Consider the following 19,035-nt stretch of genomic DNA (forward strand, 5'->3'; position numbering starts at 1 on the left):
CAATCAACTAATAACGGGGTAGGGTTGGATCCACTGCCGCAGCATAGGCATCAATACCACCGACAATGTTTTTCACATTACGGAATCCCTGCTGAATCAACCAGTGACCCATTTGCGCCGATCGCACACCGTGGTGGCAGAGTACCAAGGTTTCCCGATCTGGATCAAGGAGCTGGCAAATTTGGGGCGACCATTGGGGAAACGCACTCAGGGGCAAAAGGGTGAAATGGGGGAGGTGAACAATCGCCCACTCCTCTGGTTCCCGCACATCAATGAGTTGCAAGGTATCCGCCTCTGTGGCTAGGCGTTGCGCCAATTCCACCACTGTGATTTGTCCTAGCATGGCTTCCCCTTGATTCTAGGGGGATAGATCGGGGATCGTACTAAAGTCATCCTTAAGATTTACCTGCCGGCGGTAGGCTTTGGTAGGCCACCTCGATCGCCGTCGGTTGATGAGCCACTTGGGGCACATCTAGTACTGCCGTATTCACCAAGTTAAAGAGGGGATTGGCCAAGATACCCGCCAAGGAGGTGGCAATCACCGTCATCACTAGACCCACCTGCAACGGACGCATGCCAAAGGTTGACCAAGAAACCTCGGGATAATTTTGCACAGCTAGGGACATTTCTTGGGGTTCCTTGACCACCATCATCTTGACAACACGAATGTAGTAGTAAATCGAGATCACACTCGTTAATAGACCCAGCAGCACCAGACCATAGGCACCGGCTTGCCAACCCGCCCAGAAGAGGTAAATTTTGCCAAAAAAGCCGGCCAAGGGAGGAATCCCGCCTAAGGAAAGCAGGCAGAGGCTCAGGCCGAGGGTCAGCAACGGGTCTTTTTGATAGAGGCCGGCATACTCACTAATTTGATCGGTACCCGTGCGCAGGGAGAAGAGAATCACACAGGTAAAAGCGCCAAGGTTCATGAAGAGGTACACCAGCAGGTAAAAGAGCATACTGGCATAACCTGCCTCAGTGCCAACGACAAAACCAATCATCACAAACCCCGCCTGGCCAATGGAGGAGTAGGCCAGCATCCGCTTCATGCTGGTTTGGGCAAGGGCAACCACATTGCCAAGAATCATGCTCAGGATCGCCAACACCGTAAAGATGAGTTGCCACTGATCGGTGACACTGGGGAAGGCCAAGGTCAAAAAGCGAATGGCAAGGGCAAACCCAGCCGCTTTGGAGCCAACGGAGAGAAAGGCAACCACAGGCGTAGGGGCACCCTCATAAACATCGGGCGTCCATTGGTGAAAGGGCACTGCCGAAATTTTGAAACTAATGCCAGCAATAACAAACACTAAGGCCACCACCAGACCCAAGGATTCCCCAGAGAGAGCTTGGGCAATTTCTGGTAACTGGGTGTGCCCACCGGAGAGGCCATACAACAGTGACGATCCATAGAGGAAAATGGCAGAACTGGCCGCACCAATCAGGAGATATTTCAAGGCGGCTTCGTTGGAGCGGCTATCGCGCTTGGTGTAGCCGGTGAGCAGATAGGAGGCAATACTCAGGGTCTCTAGCGCCACAAAGATAAACACCAGTTCTTGGGCACCGGCAATGAACATGCCACCCACCGTGGCCGTCAACAGAATCGTCATAAATTCGCCGAGGGAACTGCCGGTTTGCTCAACATAGCGAATGGACATGAGAATCGTGCCCAAGGCTGAAAGGGCAATCAGTCCCCGGAAGAAGAGGCTGAGGTGATCAGAAATAAAGCTGCCAAAGAAACTGACGGTGTCGGGCTGAGTCCACAGGGGAATCATCGTGGCGATCGCTCCCCCTAAACCGACAATGGCAAAGTAGGGGGTCCAGCGATCGGCTTGGCGTCCCTGAATCAAATCTGCTAGGAGGACAACAAGCAGCGTCACAATCACGATGGTTTCCGGCAAAATGGTGCCTGCATTCAGCTGTCCGGCCAGTGTCACCAAATCCATAACTCTTTACGCGCCTTGATGGAATCCCCCATATCTTATCACCCAGATTTTCATTTCATTGGTTGCCCGCGATCGCCTTCTGCTTATGAGTGGGATTAGTTTTTACCAATCTCGGCACTGGCAGAGGTGGTATTTTGATTTTGGGTCAGAGCAATAGCCGCAAAGAGCCGCGATCGCCATCTAGCTCAGCTGCCACCCCCACCGGTAAGGCAGCATTGACCCCCTCATGGCCAAAGGGCAAGTCACTGACAATGGGAAGCCCCAAATCCGCCAAGCGATCGCCCAAAACCTCAATCACGCGAAAATTGGGTTGGGTGGTGGGATCCTCACAGCGACTAAAACGACCGAGGGCAATCCCCTGAATCTGATGCAACACACCACTGCGGCGCCACTGCGTCAACATGCGGTCAATGCGATAGGGGGCTTCACCCACATCCTCTAGGGCTAAGATCACATTCTCAAAAGAAGGACAATCAGGCGTCCCCAGTAAATGAGTCGCGACTGTTAAATTCCCCACCAAAAGACGACCCTGCACCACACCGCCCCCCCAACCCGTTCCCAAGAGCGGCTCTAGGGGTTTGCCCCGCACCAGATCAAAAAGCCGCTGCTGACTCCAAAGGGGTTCTGCCGCCAGCGTGGTGAGTACTGGGCCATGGACACCGGCCACCCCTTGGTTAGCATAGCTCCACAGCAAAGCCGTAATATCCGAAAAACCAATCAGCCATTTCGGCGATACCGCTGGCCACTGCCACTGCTCCAACAGACGAGTCGCTCCAAATCCGCCCCGCCCGCAGAGAATACCCTTAATAGAATCATCTTGCAATAAGTGCCGCAGGCGATCGCGCCGCTGTTGATCGGCACCCGCAAGGTAGCCCCAGCCGGCAAAGGCCGCCTCATCGACAATCACCTCATAGCCCTGAGCTTGCCAACAGGCCACTCCCTGCCAAAAAGGTTCCCTTTGGCGGAGGACACCACTAGGAAAGGCGACGGCAAGGCGATCGCCCGGCTGAAGCGGCGGCGGTAATGTTGCAAAGACGGTCACGTTAGAAAAAATTAGAATTGCGGTAAAACTGCAAGCGCCCCGTGCCGATATTTTGACCTATGGCGCGATCTCCTCCCCGAGGAAAGGCTGTCACAGCAAAAAGATACGTCCCATCCCATTGGGGATTGCGCACAGGAGCAACCTCAACCCGCAGGTACCACCCCGGTGGCACAGGGGGATCAAAGGTCACTGTGAGCAGCGCTGAATGGCCATCAAAGGTCACCTTGCCCAAGGGAATCGGCTGGCGGGAGCGATCGCCGATAAAAACACGGGTACGTTGGGGCAAAAAGTAAATCGTCTCAATGCCGGGCAGTTGTTGAATGTCGAGCCGGGCAAGGGGTTCGCCTGCGGTGGTCGGTATCTGCACAATGAAGTTGTAGGTGGTATTCGTTAGCCACACTTGAGGATAGCGGGTATTGGCTTCAACAAAAATGGGTGGCTGATCAAAGGCCACCCGACCATCGGGAAACTCAACCCCTAGGCTCTGAGGGGGCAAAGCAGCTATGCCAACAAGGGCGATCGCGAAGGGTCGTCGCATCCCTTATTTACCCCGCGAGGGGGGTTCTGTGCCGTGGGCGATCGCGCTACTACAGACCCAGTTTTCCGGCAGGCCGGGGTAACCGCGCCGCAACGCCTCTGGACAAATGGTATAGATCGTCAGTTGGCAATCAATCAATTGCACACCATACTTCTCCGTCTGCTTCAGAGCCTGCTTGAGAATCGTATCATTGTCGAACTCCATTGTGCGGTTGCATTGCACGCACACCATGTGGTGATGGTGGTGCGGAGACATTGTATTGAGTTCGTAGTGCTTGTGTCCCTCGGCCAGTTCCAACTCCCGCAGAATACCCATCCGTGACATCAACTTCACAGTGCGATAAACGGTGGATAAACTAATGGAGTGTCCCTGTTTACGCAACTCATGGTGCAGGTCTTCAGCACTCAGGTGGTTGCCCTTAGGCAGATTCTGGAAAATATTGAGAATGGTTTCTCGCTGTGGCGTCAACCGCCAGCCCTTCTCGTTCAGTTCTGCCTTTAAGGCTGCTGCTGTATAAAGTGGCATAGGAGATTCGCCTGATCTGCCGATATTTGGTTTGCATGATAGCCGACAACAAGTGTCATTTGCAACAACCACAGCTTATTGAGAATAATTACAATAGTTTTACTGAACTTTCTGCAAATGAGTTGCAACGCCCAAGCACAACCCAAGCAATCATCAATGGGTTCAATGGCGCAGAACCCAGTTCAAAAACCAATCCTTAATTTGTTTGCCGCTGCGGCTTGGGTCGCTGGAACTTCGACATCGGGGTAAAGTCTTCGACGGGCACATCCTTGAGTGCCTGACTCATGAAATCCCGCCAAATGGGTGCCATAAAGCCACCCCCCGTTGCCCCCTGCCCGAGGGGCGCATAGTTGTCATTCCCTGCCCAAACCGCGGCTGAGAGTTGCGGCACATAACCGACAAACCAAATATCCCGCTCAGAAGAGGTGGTGCCTGTTTTCCCTGCGGCGGGTCGGCCAATGTTGGCACCTGTGCCTGTCCCACTGGTGATCACACTTTTCATCGTGTCATTGATGGCTGCGGCCGCCCAAGGATCCAGCACCAGTTTGGGGCGAGGGGTGTGATCCAAGAGCAAATTGCCATTATTATCCGTAACTTGAATAATCGTCGTGGTGGGGGATTGCCAGCCATTGTTGGCGAATGTGGCATAGGCAGCGGCCATTTCCAAGGGCGTCAGATCCACCGCCCCCAGAGGTAGAGAAACCACAGGAAGCATGGGACTGGTAATGCCAAGGGTACGGCAAATTTCAATAACGCGCTCAATACCCACCTCTTGGCCAAGAACAATGGCAGGAATATTGCGGGACATGGCCAAAGCCATACGCATAGACATCCCACCCATAAAGGAGCCATCGTAATTTCGCGGCACATACCACCCACTGCCATCGCGATACCTAACGGGTGAGTCGTTAATTCCAGAATCGGGCGTATATTTGCCACTGGCATAGGCAGCATAAAAGACAAAGGGCTTAAAGGCAGACCCCGGCTGACGCATCGCTTGGGTGGCGCGATTAAACTGACTGCGGTTGTAGTCCACACCGCCGACAAGGGCTTTGACATAGTGCGTTCGTGGATCTACCGCCGCCAAAGCCAACTGATCGGCGCGCACACCACTGCCCCGTAGGGTTTGATAGCCGCGTTGGATTGCCTCTTCGGCCATTTTTTGCACCTTGACATCAAGGCTACTTTGTACCCGCATTCCCCCACGGATGACCGCTTCACGACCAAATTGGCGGGTCAACTCCTGCAACACAGCATCGGTAATCCAAGGACTGCGACTGCGCTGGAAGGAGGTAATTTCCCCCAGCTTGATCGGTTCTTGGGCAGCAGCAGCCGCCTCCTGGGGGGTGATCCAATCCAATTCCACCATCCGATCCAGCACCAATTGCTGCCGTTCTTTGGCGAGGTCAAAATCCACAAAGGGGCTATAGGCCTCGGGCGCTTGGATAATGCCAGCCATCATGGCAGCTTCGGCAAGCGTGAGATCAGCGGCATTTTTTTTGAAGTAGCTTTGGGCGGCGGTTTGTACGCCGTAAGTGTTATGTCCCCAATAGACTTGATTGAGGTACATCTCCAAAATTTCATCTTTGCTGAAGATCTGCTCGAGGCGCATGGCCAGGACAGCCTCAGCCACTTTACGACTAATGGAGCGATCTTGAGACAAAAAGAGATTTTTCACCAATTGCATCGTCAGGGTAGAGCCACCCTGTACGGTACGCCCCGAGGTGAGGTTGACCATTAAGGCACGGGAAATACCAATGGGATTAATACCGCGATGCTGATAGAAGCTACTGTCTTCGATCGCCATCACAGCCAGCTTCAAACTGGGCGAAATTTCGCTGAGGGGAACGACTTCGCGGTTTTCTTCATCGTGAAGGCTGACAAGGAGGGTGCCCTTAGCATCGTAAATGTGCGTCGTTTCACTGGGAATGTAGCCCCGCAGCGATCGCACATCCGGCAAATTCCGAAAGCTAATCGCCAAGCCCAGCAGCCCCCCGCCGATTGCCGCACAACCAAAGGTCATCCCGACAAGGAAGGTACGGTTAGCAATTCGCAGGACCCCACGCCAGAAGTTTTCATCTTGGGGGCGGGTTTGGGAGGGGTGTTTGCCAAGGGTAGTGGTGGACACGACAGTCGCTTCCTTACGCCAATTATTTTTTACTTCGTATATGATTTTTTTATTGGGATAAAAGTAGGGGATGGCAAAATGGCCCCGCGATCGCAATTGATTGCTATCATAGCCATCCTAGACCAGAAAATGTCCTCGCCCAAATCGAATGCCCAATCCAATGCCCAATCAAGTGATGTCTTCAGACCTTGAGGCCACAATTGCACGGCTGCAGCGCGGCGTTGTCGAAACCTTTCCCCATGTCCCTGATTCCACCAAACCCGAAGAAAATCTCTGGGTCTATTTGCGGCAAATGGAGCGCCCGCTGCGAATTAAGCTTGGCATTGATCCCACGGGCAGCGAAATTCACCTCGGTCATAGCATTGTCCTGCGCAAGTTACGCCAGTTTCAGGATGCGGGGCACTGTGCCGTGCTGATTATTGGTGACTTTACGGCTCAAATTGGCGATCCCACAGGGAAGTCGGAGGTGCGCAAACAACTCACCCCTGAGGAGGTGGCAACCAATGTGCAAACCTACCTTGAGCAAGTGAAGCCCATTTTGGATTTTGAGACCCCCGGCCGCTTAGAAATTCGCTACAACTCGGAGTGGCTCGCCAAGCTGGACTTGCGGAAAATTCTCGAGCTACTGGGAACGATGACTGTTGGCCAAATGCTGGCCAAGGAGGGGTTTGCCGAACGCTACGCCAAGGAAACGCCCATTTTTCTCCATGAGTTTCTCTATCCATTGATGCAGGGCTATGATTCAGTGGCGGTGGCGGCAGATGTGGAACTGGGGGGTACCGATCAAAAATTTAACATTGCTGTGGGTCGCGATTTACAGCGCCATTTTCGCTTGCCCACCGTGCAATTTGGTCTGCTGATGCCGATTTTGGTGGGGACGGACGGAGTACAGAAAATGTCGAAGTCCCTTGGCAACTATGTGGCGCTTACGGAGTCGGCAGCCAGTATGTACTCCAAGCTGGAGAAAATTCCCGATGCCTTGGTGAACCAATACATTGAGTTGCTCACGGATTTGCCTTTGGACAGTTTACCCACCAATCCCCGCGATCGCCAGAAGGCCTTAGCCCTAGAAGTCGTGAGTCAGTACCATGGGCGCGATCTCGCCCTGCAAACCCAAGCGGAACTAGCCGCGATCGTCACCCAAGGACAAACGGCACAGGCGGGATCGATTCCAGAGTATTCCCTTGGGGAGTTTCAGTTCCCTGTGAAGCTGACTTATGTGCTCAGTCACACCAAACTCTGCCCCAGTAGCAGCGAAGCGCGGCGACAGATCCAAGGGGGTGGGGTGCGTCTCAACGGCGAAAAAATTACGGATGTGGACTTTACCCTCACGGCACCGGAACCCTATGTGAACCAAGTGCTGCAAGTGGGTAAGAAAAAATTCCTGCGCTTTGTACCTTAGGTGGCAGTTGGCATTCTCTGCCAGAATGAAGATGAGGTGGTGCAGAGAATGTGTAGGATGAGCGAGCAGGAATTTCAAGCCAAGGTACTCAGCGAGTTGCAGGCGCTGCGTGTAGATGTGGAGAAACTCGGCACCGATGTTGAAAAACTACAAACGGATGTCGAAAAGCTCCAAACTGATGTGCACAAACTGCAAGGGGATGTGAGTGAGTTAGCAACACAGGTCAAAAATCAAGAGTACAAGTTTGAAGTTTATCAACGGGGAACCGATGCCATGGTGCGGATGGCAACAACGATCATTATTGCGGCGGCATCCGTTGTTGTTCTGGCGAGTCTTTCCCCGGCAATTACTACCCTTGTGAGCGCGATCGCCCACCAAGGGAATTAGCTACAACGATGACCCTAGGGCTGGTTCCACAATTCGTTAAGATCTTCTTATTTATTGGCTTGATGCTCTTGAGTACCAGTTTGGCTGTGATTTTTCCCCTGAACCCCGTCGCAGGACTCAGTAGTGGTGTGACCAAAACCGTTTTAGACAATGGCCTCACGGTTCTGATTAAAGAGATTCCCACCGCCCCTGTGGTGAGTTTGCAGGTGTGGTATCGCGTGGGTTCGCGCCATGAGCCCAAGGGGGAAAATGGGATTGCCCACCAACTGGAGCATTTGATGTTTAAGGGCACCAAGAGCCGTCCCGTCCAGTTTGGTCAGTTGTTTTATGCCCTTGGCAGTTCTTCCAATGCCTTTACCAGCTACGACATGACCGCCTACCACCATACGGTGCGCGCTGACCAACTAGAACCACTGCTGATTCTCGAGGCGGATCGCCTGCGCAATACCCTGATGACCCCCGATGCCCTTGAGAGTGAAAAACGGGTGGTGATCTCGGAGCTGCAAGGCTATGAAAATAGTCCTGAATATCGCCTCAGTCGAGCCGTGATGGCCGCCCTCTATCCCCATCATCCCTACGGCTTGCCAGTGGGGGGAACGGCCAGTGATGTGGAGCAGTTTACCCTGCCAGCGGTGAAGAGTTTTTATCACCAGTACTATCGTCCTGATAATGCGGTTGTGGTGATTGCTGGCGATGTCCGTCCCCCAAGGGCACTGGAACTGGTCAAGAAAACCTTTGGGCAGATTCCTCGGCCAACCGACCCTCTAAAGTCTCCTTCATTACCGCCGCCAACAGCAGGTCAAGCCCAGCGAATTCGCCTCACAGAACCGGGAAGTGCGCCGCTATTACAGATTTTGGTACCCATTCCAGCGATGACCCATCCAGATCAGGCGGCCTTGGATGTGCTGGATATGCTCCTCAGTGGCGGACGCAGTTCGTACTTGTATCAGGAATTGATGGAAACGGGTCAAGCCAGTTCGGCCTACTCCTATGTGGCCGCGTTACAGGCGGGGGGCTGGTTTGAAATTGGCGCGATCGCGGCCCCGGAGCAATCCCTTGAGACCATTGAGCAGACCATTGGCCAGATTCTGAACCAGCTGGCAGAGCGTCCCTTGAGTGCCGCTGAACTGCAACGCGCCAAACAACAGCTCAAGGCCAACTTTATCCTGCGCAATCGCGACATTGATGCCCAAGCCAGTCAACTAGCCAACGATGAAACCCTGACGGGAGATTACCGCTTTAGCGATCGCCACCTTGCGGCCATTGAAAAAGTCACGGCTGCGGATGTTCAACGAGTGGTGCAAACCTACTTTGGGCGCGATCGCTGGATTGTGGGGGAATTTATTCCCAGTGAATTTGCCGATGTTGAGCTTTCAGGTCGGCCGGGTGCCCAAACCACCGCCCATAATCTTGTCGGTGAGCCTGTAGATCCGCAAACCATTGCCGCCTATTTACCCCAAGGGAGTGGGCAGGCTGCCCCTGAGGTCAAAAGCAACGGGGTGGAAACCTTTACCCTGAAAAATGGCCTGCGGGTGCTCTTACTCGTGGATCGCAGTACACCAACGATTACGCTGGCGGGGCGCATTGACGCTGGAACGGCCTACGATCTCTTGACCCAACCGGGGGTGGCTCACCTGACGGCTGCGAACCTGCTCAATGGCACGCGGCGCAAAAATGCCCTGACGCTGGCACAAACCCTTGAGGATCGCGGCATTAGCCTAGAATTCAGCGCCTTCCGCGATGGAGTGAATATTGAGGGCTATGCCTTGGCCAGTGAACTGCCCACGCTGTTGCAAACCCTTGGTGAAGTGCTTCAGGAGGCCACCTTCCCAGAGTCGGAGTTTCAGCTCAGCCAGCAGCGCTATCTCACGGCTCTGAGTCTTGAGGCGGATGATCCTGTGCGCTGGGGGCGCCGCGTCCTGCAAGAAACCCTCTATCCCGCCAATCATCCCCTGCATCCCTTTGCCACTCCTGAATCTGTACAAGCAATTCAACGCCCAGACCTGTTGAACTTTTATCGTGCCGCCTATACCCCCGATCACACGATTTTGACCCTCGTGGGAGATTTTGACCCAGTGGAGGTGCGATCGCGCCTCAATGAAATTTTTGGCTCGTGGCAACCCCAAACGGATCCCCTGTCCCTAACCTTTCCTGCGGTTTCGCCGCCCGAGCAAACCCTCTTTAAGAATGCGGTGATTGCCGGTAAGAGCCAAGCGATTACCTATCTGGGGACGCCGGGGATCGATCGCCGCGATCCTCGCTTCTACGCAGCGATGCTGATGAATCACATCCTAGGGGGAGACACGCTGGCCAGTCGCTTGGGCACAGAGATTCGCGATCGCCAAGGGTTGACCTATGGCATCTACAGCTTCTTTAGTGCCAGTCGTCAGGCAGGGCCTTTTATCATTCAATTGCAAACCGCCCCTGAGGATACCGCCAAGGCCATTCAGGCCACCTTGCAACTTCTCAGGGATGCCCACCGCCAAGGATTCACCGCCGCCGAACTCGGAGCCGCCAAGCGCAGCCTCAGTAATACTTACCTTGTCGAATTGGCCAATGTGGATGTGGTGGCGCGGACGCTTGTAGGGAATGCCAGCGTGGATTTACCCCCAGAAGAACTCCAGCAGTTTAGCGATCGCCTGCAGCAGGTGACCTTGGATGAAGTTAATCACACTCTGCGGGATCTGATTGATCCAGAGCGACTGGTGATTGTCACTGCCGGTCCTAGTGTTTCCTTTAGCCCCTAGAACGATGGCCAGCTTAACCTTAGGACTTTACCACCTAGAACAGTGGGCCAACCAATGGGTGACGGCTCAACTGAGTGATCTCACCGTGATCAGTGTCGGTATTGTGTTTCTGGCGGGACTGCTCACAAGTCTGACTCCCTGCACCCTTTCGATGCTGCCAATTACTGTCGGGTACATCGCCGGCTACGCTACAAAGCAAAATAGCTCCGTCTTGCGCCAGTCTCTTGGCTTTGCCCTTGGCCTCGCAACCACCTTAACCCTGTTGGGGATGATTGCTGCTGTTGCTGGTCGCATCTATGGTCAGGTGGGCTGGGGGTTAACGATCGTGGTGAGCTTGGTGGCGATCGCCATGGGCTTAAATTTGCTCAATGCCTTGCCCCTGAGCTTTCCCCGCAGTCGCTTCCTAGAGGAACTGCCGGCTCGGGTTCCTGCGGGGTTGCAAGCTTATACCCTAGGGGCAACATTTGGCCTTGTGGCAGCACCCTGTAGTACGCCGGTCTTGGCAACGCTGCTGGCATGGGTGGCCACAACCCAAAAGCTAGTGGTGGGGGCTGGTCTGCTGTTGGCCTATACAACAGGGTATGTCGCGCCGCTGATTTTAGTCGGAGTATTTAGCGGTGCCTTGCAAAGGCTCTTGGCACTGCGGCAGTGGTCGAGTTGGATTACCCCTGTGAGCGGTGTGCTCCTCATTGCTTTTGGCGTCATTGCTTTAGCCATTCGTCTTTAGTGCTCAAGCCAAAGGGGCAGTGGTTGGCCGATGGCGGTAGCCATGCAAGCACCTCTGGACAAAAATATCCTCTCAGCTCGGCAATTTTCTCAAACCCAGTCTCCACAACGCTTTGAGCAATTTCTAACAGATTTGGAGGTGCTTGAATTTTCCCGAAATTCAGTTCCAGAGTGACTTTCACGTCCTGTGACCCTGTGGATCTAAAAATTTTACAAAAACAAAAAAATGATCCCGTCTAGGTGCTTGAAAATGACCTGTGCTATAGTAGTCGTAGAGCACCTTCTAGGAGGGTGCCGTGCTGGGATTCTTTCCCAGCCGAATTAATGGAAACCTTCAAATCGTCTGAATTAGTTTGTGGTTTGGGAAAGAAGTGCTGGGATTCTTTCCCAGCCGAATTAATGGAAACCTCCAGCTTAAAAATGAAGTTTGGGGCAGTAAATAAACGTGCTGGGATTCTTTCCCAGCCGAATTAATGGAAACGTTTATTTACTGCTCCAAATTTCATTTTCATGCTGGTGCTGGGATTCTTTCCCAGCCGAATTAATGGAAACCACGATGCCTTTTAAATCAGAAACTATGTATTAATTTGTGCTGGGATTCTTTCCCAGCCGAATTAATGGAAACTTTTGGCAGCTCAAAAAATTTGCTGCCATATCGGATGTGCTGGGATTCTTTCCCAGCCGAATTAATGGAAACTGTAAAGGCCATTTTGTTCAGTAATGGTTACTTTGTGCTGGGATTCTTTCCCAGCCGAATTAATGGAAACGCCTCCTTGTAACTCTAAATATATAAAGTATTTCGAGGTGCTGGGATTCTTTCCCAGCCGAATTAATGGAAACTCCTCTGGGAACAAGTATTTGTGCAACAGCATAGTGCTGGGATTCTTTCCCAGCCGAATTAATGGAAACGCCAATAATGGCCGCTTTACTACTTTGTATATATAGGTGCTGGGATTCTTTCCCAGCCGAATTAATGGAAACAGCAAAATCTTCGATTAATTTTGCGTTGTCTCCTGTGCTGGGATTCTTTCCCAGCCGAATTAATGGAAACTGCAAGTTGACGCGCAATTTCGCGCATTAAGTTTTCGCGGAGGTGCTGGGATTCTTTCCCAGCCGAATTAATGGAAACTTTCTATACAAACTAAAAAGTGATCATCAGGTAAGTGCTGGGATTCTTTCCCAGCCGAATTAATGGAAACATCCCAGTAATACTGCTAACTCAGCCCATTTGCAGTGCTGGGATTCTTTCCCAGCCGAATTAATGGAAACAAGAAAAGCCACAATTGTAAATTCGAAAGACTTAGAGTGCTGGGATTCTTTCCCAGCCGAATTAATGGAAACTCGATTAATTTTAACTCCAACTCATCGGCAATCTGCGTGCTGGGATTCTTTCCCAGCCGAATTAATGGAAACTATAGCGGTTTCTTGCCCCCAACCTCACTTCCTGGTGCTGGGATTCTTTCCCAGCCGAATTAATGGAAACTACAAACTGCAGGTGCAATTGCCGTTCCTGCAAAGCTCGTGCTGGGATTCTTTCCCAGCCGAATTAATGGAAACACTTAGTTCTTCTAACTCTCTCCACACACTAAGTTGTGCTGGGATTCTTTCCCAGCCGAATTAATGGAAACTTAAAGTTGCTAGTCCGCTAGTTCACAAAGCGCAATGTGCTGGGATTCTTTCCCAGCCGAATTAATGGAAACTATAGAAGGAGAACCGACTTTTGATTTAGGAAAAGAGTGCTGGGATTCTTTCCCAGCCGAATTAATGGAAACCAGAAGAAAATAACGAAACAATTCAAACAGATCGTGCTGGGATTCTTTCCCAGCCGAATTAATGGAAACCCGTCAGAGAATTTACAAAAGACTTATGCTGTGTATGTGCTGGGATTCTTTCCCAGCCGAATTAATGGAAACTCCATCTAGCCCTTCTTTTAAGATAACTTAGAAGTGTGCTGGGATTCTTTCCCAGCCGAATTAATGGAAACTTTTGGACTCGATGAATGATCAGAAAGAAGTGAATGTGCTGGGATTCTTTCCCAGCCGAATTAATGGAAACAAAGCCAAACTCAAGAAAGTCAACAAGAAAGAAGGTGCTGGGATTCTTTCCCAGCCGAATTAATGGAAACTCTAAAATAGCTAATACACTTGAAAACACTTTTCGTGCTGGGATTCTTTCCCAGCCGAATTAATGGAAACTCGTCAGTTAGACTACGGTGTGTTTGAAGTAATTGAAGTGCTGGGATTCTTTCCCAGCCGAATTAATGGAAACTCCGTCTGGGGCGTCGTCCTTGTCCGTCTGGGGCGTGTGCTGGGATTCTTTCCCAGCCGAATTAATGGAAACTTTAACAAACCCTCTACTGATTGAATGGTGCCGCTTGTGCTGGGATTCTTTCCCAGCCGAATTAATGGAAACACGCCAATCACATAAATCGAAACTTGATCCTTTGAAAGTGCTGGGATTCTTTCCCAGCCGAATTAATGGAAACGCTAGGTCAAACTCGACGTTCTTAAAGGAAACCTGTGCTGGGATTCTTTCCCAGCCGAATTAATGGAAACAAGTCAAACCCCTTAAAAGAGACCACAATGGAAGGTTTGTGCTGGGATTCTTTCCCAGCCGAATTAATGGAAACTTCAGGAAAAGAAAACCGAAAATCAAATTAGCTATTGTGCTGGGATTCTTTCCCAGCCGAATTAATGGAAACGCTAGGTCAAACTCGACGTTCTTAAAGGAAACCTGTGCTGGGATTCTTTCCCAGCCGAATTAATGGAAACAAGTCAAACCCCTTAAAAGAGACCACAATGGAAGGTTTGTGCTGGGATTCTTTCCCAGCCGAATTAATGGAAACTTCAGGAAAAGAAAACCGAAAATCAAATTAGCTATTGTGCTGGGATTCTTTCCCAGCCGAATTAATGGAAACTCACCAACTAAATTATGGTGAACAAATGGGAAAAGGTGCTGGGATTCTTTCCCAGCCGAATTAATGGAAACATTTGAAGGGCTGGTTAAATCACCTAATCCACCTTGTGCTGGGATTCTTTCCCAGCCGAATTAATGGAAACGGTTTCTAGAAGCTTTAAGAAAGGATAAGAAAAGAAGTGCTGGGATTCTTTCCCAGCCGAATTAATGGAAAGTCTACTAAGCTTAATAAGACTTTTGCTGAAGCTAAATGTGCTGGGATTCTTTCCCAGCCGAACAAATGGAAACCTAAACTCGACGGGAATATAATAATTTGTGTATGTGTGCTGGGATTCTTTCCCAGTCGAACTAGTGGAAATGGAAACAGGAAAATGACAAATTGTTGGTTTGAAACACGCAAAGAGTGTCCAGCATGTGGTTCTGCGGCATTCCAAATAATTTATGAGGCTGAATATGATAGACCACCGATTAAGGATTACCTCAACGATTTTTATTCAGGAAGAGTTGAGTTTGATTATTTAGAAGGAGCAGTTTATATTCTATGCGAATGTGACATCTGCGGAATGATTTTTCAAAGAGATATCCCCAACAGAACTCTAATGGAAAGGCTGTATGACCACTGGATAAATTCAAAGGAATCCTTTAAAGAGCATCAAGAGAGCACTAGTCTTGATTACTATTCTCGCTATGTAAAAGAAATCATGCAGATTATTTCGTATTTTAATGAAAAGCCTTTTCGATTGAACTTTCTTGATTTCGGTATGGGCTGGGGTAACTGGGCGCTGATGGCTAAAGCTTTTGGATGTGAGGTGTACGGAGTAGAATTATCAAAAGAGTGCATAGCACATGCTCAGTCAAATGGCATAAAGGTAATTAGCTGGGATGAAATTCATCAGTATCAGTTTGACTTCATTAATACTGAGCAGGTATTTGAACACATATCAGAGCCTCTGAATACCTTAAAGTATTTGAGGATGGCTTTAAAACCAAATGGCATAGTCAAGATAAGTGTGCCCACTGCCAACGACATAGATCGCCGATTGAAGATCATGGACTGGACATCACCAAAGGGTTCTTCTAATTCCCTCAACCCTGTAGCCCCGTTAGAACATATCAACTTCTTTCGGAGATCATCTCTTATTAAGATGGCAGAAGTAGCACAAATGGAAGAAGTTTATATTCCAATACTTAAGCAATATCAATATACAACTGGCTGGTCAGGGATAAGAAATATTGCAAAGAATATTATTTTGCCAATATACCGCAATGTTTTAAAGAAACAGAATTATATTTTTCTTCGCAATGTTGGCCATAAGAGCTAATGCATCTTGTCTAGGAAACCCTCAGTCGAGCTCGGAGAAACACCGCAAGGCCGGATTAAGACAATGGGTGTTTGCTCATCGGCATTACCGGCGGGGTTTTTCTTCAGGGCAGTCGTAAGGAAGTGAGGGGAGACTCCCTGACTAGCTGCAAGCACCTTGACTGCCCCTAGGTCGTTAACATCAACAATGGCGATGCCCAAACCCGTTTTTGCTGCTAGATCCTCCACGACGGCTTGGGGGTTAACAGGTCCCATAACAATAAATTGATCGTAGGGGGGCAGGGTACCTGTCACATCGTCAATGAGGCGAGCTTGTTCGCCAGCCAATTGATAGAATCCGCCCTTGTGGCCAAAGACTTTGGCGATCGCCCCCCCCAAAAAGGCCAAGAGTACCCGTAGCGCTCCCACTTCCTCCACCAGCGCTTGCATGCCACAGGCGGTGGCCAAACTTGAGGTGGGCAAGAAAAACTGACACACCCGCGTTGCTACCCACCCCGGTTGCATTTGTGCCGGATCCTTGAGGCGACCTTGGATAATGGCAAGGGGTGTTTCCCCAATGGCAACAATGTCTCCAGGTTGGGCATGGGGCATCACATAGCGATTGAGCACCTCTAGGGGAATATCCAACGGCGTCAGTAAATGGGTGCGAATGGGGAGTACCTGACATCCCTCCGCCTGTCGCCACACACCTGTATCTCCCGTGGCCGGAAACTTGAGGGGGATAAATTCATGGTGGGTTTTGGCAAAGCGACCATGGGGGCCATAGGCAATGTAGTGAATCTTGACCCAAGCAGCCTTGACCTCGCTCACGCCAATTCCCTGCAAATCCACACAAATCTCGACATTCGTTTGCTTGGTGGACTTGACGATATAGGCAAACCAATAGCCATCGGCACGGGGGGGAAACTCTGGCTCCGGGTGGCGGGGGATGACCTGCACATCCGTCTGAATCATATCGACACGGCCATCGGACAATAGCACCACCTCTGCCCGTAAGTCTGGCACCATCACCTCAAGGCCACGGTGGGGGTTGCTCAGTCCCAATAGCCCCACAAAACGGTAGTGGGTTGGCTCATAGATTTCCAGATTCCAAGTGGCACGGATCACTTCAAGGGGATGGGCTGGCCGCTGGCGATACCGCCCTTCCAAACCAATCGCCACCAAAAGGGCTAGGAATCCTAGGGCGGCTGCCCCTATGCCGATAACTGTTGCAATCATCACGTGTCCTGTACCACTGCATTTCCCGTATTCGCTAGATTACAGTCAGTTAGGCATTTTTGGAGTGACTGGATTTTGGAGTGGCAAGAGGTTCGCGGCAGTTGGCTGTGTCTTCCCCAGCGTCCCTTGGGGTGGATTCACTTTCTGGGGGGAGCTTTTGTGGCAGCGGCACCGCAATTGACCTATCGGCGCTTGTTGGAGCACCTAGCGGAGGCGGGCTATGGCATTATTGCCACGCCCTTTGTGAACACCTTTGATCATGGGGCGATCGCCCTCGATGTGCTGAATAAACTCGACTATGCCCTTGATTGGTTGATCTATCGCCGAGGCTACCCAGCGGCATTGCCCATCTATGGTTTGGGACACAGTATGGGCTGCAAGCTCCACCTGCTGATCAATAGCCTCTACGATGGCGATCGCGCTGGGAATATGTTCATGGCCTTCAACAACTACCCCGCCAGTCAATCCATTCCTTGGATGGAAAACCTTGCCCCCGTGGGTGTCGAATTCAGTCCCAGCCCGACAGAAACCGAAAAACTGATTCAAGAGCGCTATCCTGTGCGCCGTAATCTCTTGATCCGTTTCCAAGAGGACGATATTGACCAAACAGCCCGCCTGCGCAGTCTCCTCAGAGCCAAATTTGGCGATATGGTCACTGCCTTGAAGCTACCGGGGAATCACCTCACCCCCCTCAGCCAAGGACTCAAGTGGCAAGTCGGCGCAGAATTTTCTCCCCTAGATGCCGTCGGCCAGTGGATCAAGCAAAGTCTCTTTCCCGAAATGCAGATTCTGGAGGAGTGTCTGTTGGAGTGGCTCAATCCCCTAGGCACTGCCCGCCGTTCCCGCCCGTAGCGTGGCACAATCACATAAGGAACCCTTGATGAAAAAAGGACTTTGCCCGTGACTGTTGCCCCCTCTGCTGCCCTCAGTGCTGCTGCACGCCCCGACTCCCGCGGTCGCTTTGGTCGCTTTGGTGGCAAGTACGTTCCCGAAACGCTGATGCCCGCCCTCAGTGAATTGGAGGCGGCCTTTGCCCACTATCGCCAAGACCCTGATTTTCAAGCCGAATTGCAGCAACTTCTGCAAGACTATGTGGGTCGTCCTAGTCCCCTCTACTTTGCCGAACGCCTCAGTGCCCACTATGCCCATGATCAAGCCCAACCCCAGATCTATCTAAAACGGGAAGACCTCAACCATACGGGTGCCCACAAAATCAACAACGCCCTCGGGCAAGTCCTCCTTGCCAAACGCATGGGCAAACAGCGCATTATTGCCGAAACAGGTGCCGGTCAGCATGGGGTAGCTACAGCAACAGTGTGTGCCCGCTTTGGCCTCCAATGTGTGATTTACATGGGGGTACAGGATATGGAGCGGCAGCGGTTAAACGTGCTGCGGATGCGTCTATTGGGAGCAGAAGTGGCGCCCGTCAGTGCAGGCACAGGCACCCTAAAAGATGCCACCTCCGAAGCGATTCGCGATTGGGTGACGAATGTTGAAACCACCCATTACATCTTGGGTTCAGTGGCGGGGCCCCATCCCTACCCGATGCTAGTGCGGGAATTCCATGCCGTCATTGGGGCAGAAACGCGGCGGCAGTGCCTTGAAAAATGGGGCGGGCTGCCCGATATTTTGCTCGCCTGTGTTGGCGGCGGCTCCAATGCCATGGGACTCTTCCATGAGTTTGTTGAGGAACCGCAGGTGCGCTTAATTGGTGTTGAAGCTGCGGGTCAAGGGGTGGACACGGGTCACCATGCTGCCACCCTCACCAAAGGGGAAGTGGGGGTACTCCACGGTGCCATGAGCTATCTCTTGCAGGATGCCGATGGTCAGGTGGTTGAGGCCCACTCCATCAGTGCCGGTTTAGACTATCCGGGCGTGGGGCCAGAGCATAGCTACCTCAAGGACATTGGTCGGGCAGAATACTACAGTGTCACTGATGCTGAGGCCGTGGCTGCCTGTGTGCGCCTAGCTCAGTTGGAGGGAATTCTCCCTGCCCTCGAAACCGCCCATGCCTTGGCCTATCTGGAAACGCTATGCCCGCAATTGACAGGGCAGCCGCGCATTGTCATTAACTGTTCAGGACGCGGCGACAAGGACGTGGAAACGATTGGCCGCTATTTTGAGGCACAGCAAGCCCCCTGA

General features: G+C 51.6%; 14 protein-coding genes and 1 CRISPR repeat array. Of the genes, 7 read left to right on the forward strand and 7 right to left on the reverse strand.

The window, feature by feature from the left end:
• Window positions 1-7: 7 nt before the first annotated feature.
• The 6 genes from RHJ80_RS10290 to RHJ80_RS10315 form a co-directional block, all read right to left on the reverse strand.
• Complete coding sequence (locus RHJ80_RS10290; RefSeq protein ID WP_302678226.1) at window positions 8-343, reverse strand: rhodanese-like domain-containing protein; 336 nt, start codon at window positions 341-343, stop codon at window positions 8-10.
• 52 nt (window positions 344-395) lie between these two features.
• Window positions 396-1,943: an NAD(P)H-quinone oxidoreductase subunit N gene (locus RHJ80_RS10295; protein WP_206200089.1), complete on the reverse strand. Its 1,548-nt coding sequence runs from the start codon at window positions 1,941-1,943 to the stop codon at window positions 396-398.
• A 145-nt stretch (window positions 1,944-2,088) separates the two neighbouring features.
• Complete coding sequence (locus RHJ80_RS10300) at window positions 2,089-2,985, reverse strand: LD-carboxypeptidase (protein WP_206200090.1); 897 nt, start codon at window positions 2,983-2,985, stop codon at window positions 2,089-2,091.
• Between the two features lies 1 nt (window position 2,986).
• A complete protein-coding gene (locus RHJ80_RS10305; protein ID WP_206200091.1) occupies window positions 2,987-3,523 on the reverse strand; it encodes a DUF2808 domain-containing protein in 537 nt (178 codons plus the stop codon).
• Window positions 3,524-3,526: 3 nt separating this feature from the next.
• A complete protein-coding gene (locus RHJ80_RS10310) occupies window positions 3,527-4,048 on the reverse strand; it encodes a transcriptional repressor (protein ID WP_206200092.1) in 522 nt (173 codons plus the stop codon).
• Between the two features lie 196 nt (window positions 4,049-4,244).
• Window positions 4,245-6,176: a transglycosylase domain-containing protein gene (locus tag RHJ80_RS10315; protein ID WP_399372871.1), complete on the reverse strand. Its 1,932-nt coding sequence runs from the start codon at window positions 6,174-6,176 to the stop codon at window positions 4,245-4,247.
• Window positions 6,177-6,351: 175 nt separating this feature from the next.
• On the opposite strand from RHJ80_RS10315, the gene tyrS reads away from it, so the two are divergent.
• From tyrS to RHJ80_RS10340, 5 genes are all read left to right on the forward strand, one after another.
• On the forward strand, window positions 6,352-7,578 hold the full coding sequence (gene tyrS, locus RHJ80_RS10320; protein ID WP_206201686.1) for a tyrosine--tRNA ligase: 1,227 nt from the start codon (window positions 6,352-6,354) through the stop codon (window positions 7,576-7,578).
• A 57-nt stretch (window positions 7,579-7,635) separates the two neighbouring features.
• The gene (locus RHJ80_RS10325; RefSeq protein ID WP_310453763.1) at window positions 7,636-7,965 is read left to right on the forward strand and encodes a hypothetical protein; all 330 of its coding nucleotides are present in this window, start codon (window positions 7,636-7,638) and stop codon (window positions 7,963-7,965) included.
• 8 nt (window positions 7,966-7,973) lie between these two features.
• Window positions 7,974-10,712 carry a pitrilysin family protein gene (locus tag RHJ80_RS10330; protein ID WP_310800932.1) on the forward strand — a complete coding sequence of 913 codons (2,739 nt, stop codon included), beginning with the start codon at window positions 7,974-7,976 and terminating at the stop codon, window positions 10,710-10,712.
• A gap of 4 nt (window positions 10,713-10,716) precedes the next feature.
• A complete protein-coding gene (locus tag RHJ80_RS10335; RefSeq protein ID WP_310453765.1) occupies window positions 10,717-11,439 on the forward strand; it encodes a cytochrome c biogenesis protein CcdA in 723 nt (240 codons plus the stop codon).
• A 295-nt stretch (window positions 11,440-11,734) separates the two neighbouring features.
• Window positions 11,735-14,713: a CRISPR direct-repeat array (repeat unit 36 nt; unit sequence GTGCTGGGATTCTTTCCCAGCCGAATTAATGGAAAC).
• Between the two features lie 12 nt (window positions 14,714-14,725).
• The gene (locus tag RHJ80_RS10340; protein WP_206200097.1) at window positions 14,726-15,676 is read left to right on the forward strand and encodes a class I SAM-dependent methyltransferase; all 951 of its coding nucleotides are present in this window, start codon (window positions 14,726-14,728) and stop codon (window positions 15,674-15,676) included.
• Here the strand turns inward: RHJ80_RS10340 and RHJ80_RS10345 are convergent.
• The gene (locus RHJ80_RS10345) at window positions 15,673-16,893 is read right to left on the reverse strand and encodes a F420-0:Gamma-glutamyl ligase (protein ID WP_310800933.1); all 1,221 of its coding nucleotides are present in this window, start codon (window positions 16,891-16,893) and stop codon (window positions 15,673-15,675) included. The two genes, RHJ80_RS10340 and RHJ80_RS10345, sit on opposite strands and share 4 nt — an antisense overlap.
• Window positions 16,894-16,968: 75 nt before the next feature.
• Between RHJ80_RS10345 and RHJ80_RS10350 the strand changes: the two genes are divergently transcribed.
• Both RHJ80_RS10350 and trpB read left to right on the forward strand, forming a co-directional pair.
• Window positions 16,969-17,745 (forward strand): DUF1350 family protein, encoded by a 777-nt coding sequence (locus RHJ80_RS10350; protein WP_310800934.1) that lies wholly within the window; start codon window positions 16,969-16,971, stop codon window positions 17,743-17,745.
• A 48-nt stretch (window positions 17,746-17,793) separates the two neighbouring features.
• Entirely contained in the window at window positions 17,794-19,035 is a 1,242-nt protein-coding gene (gene trpB, locus RHJ80_RS10355) for a tryptophan synthase subunit beta (protein ID WP_302678242.1), read from the forward strand.

The organism is Thermosynechococcus sp. QS41 (assembly GCF_031583515.1).
Classification (GTDB): Bacteria; Cyanobacteriota; Cyanobacteriia; order Thermosynechococcales; family Thermosynechococcaceae; genus Thermosynechococcus.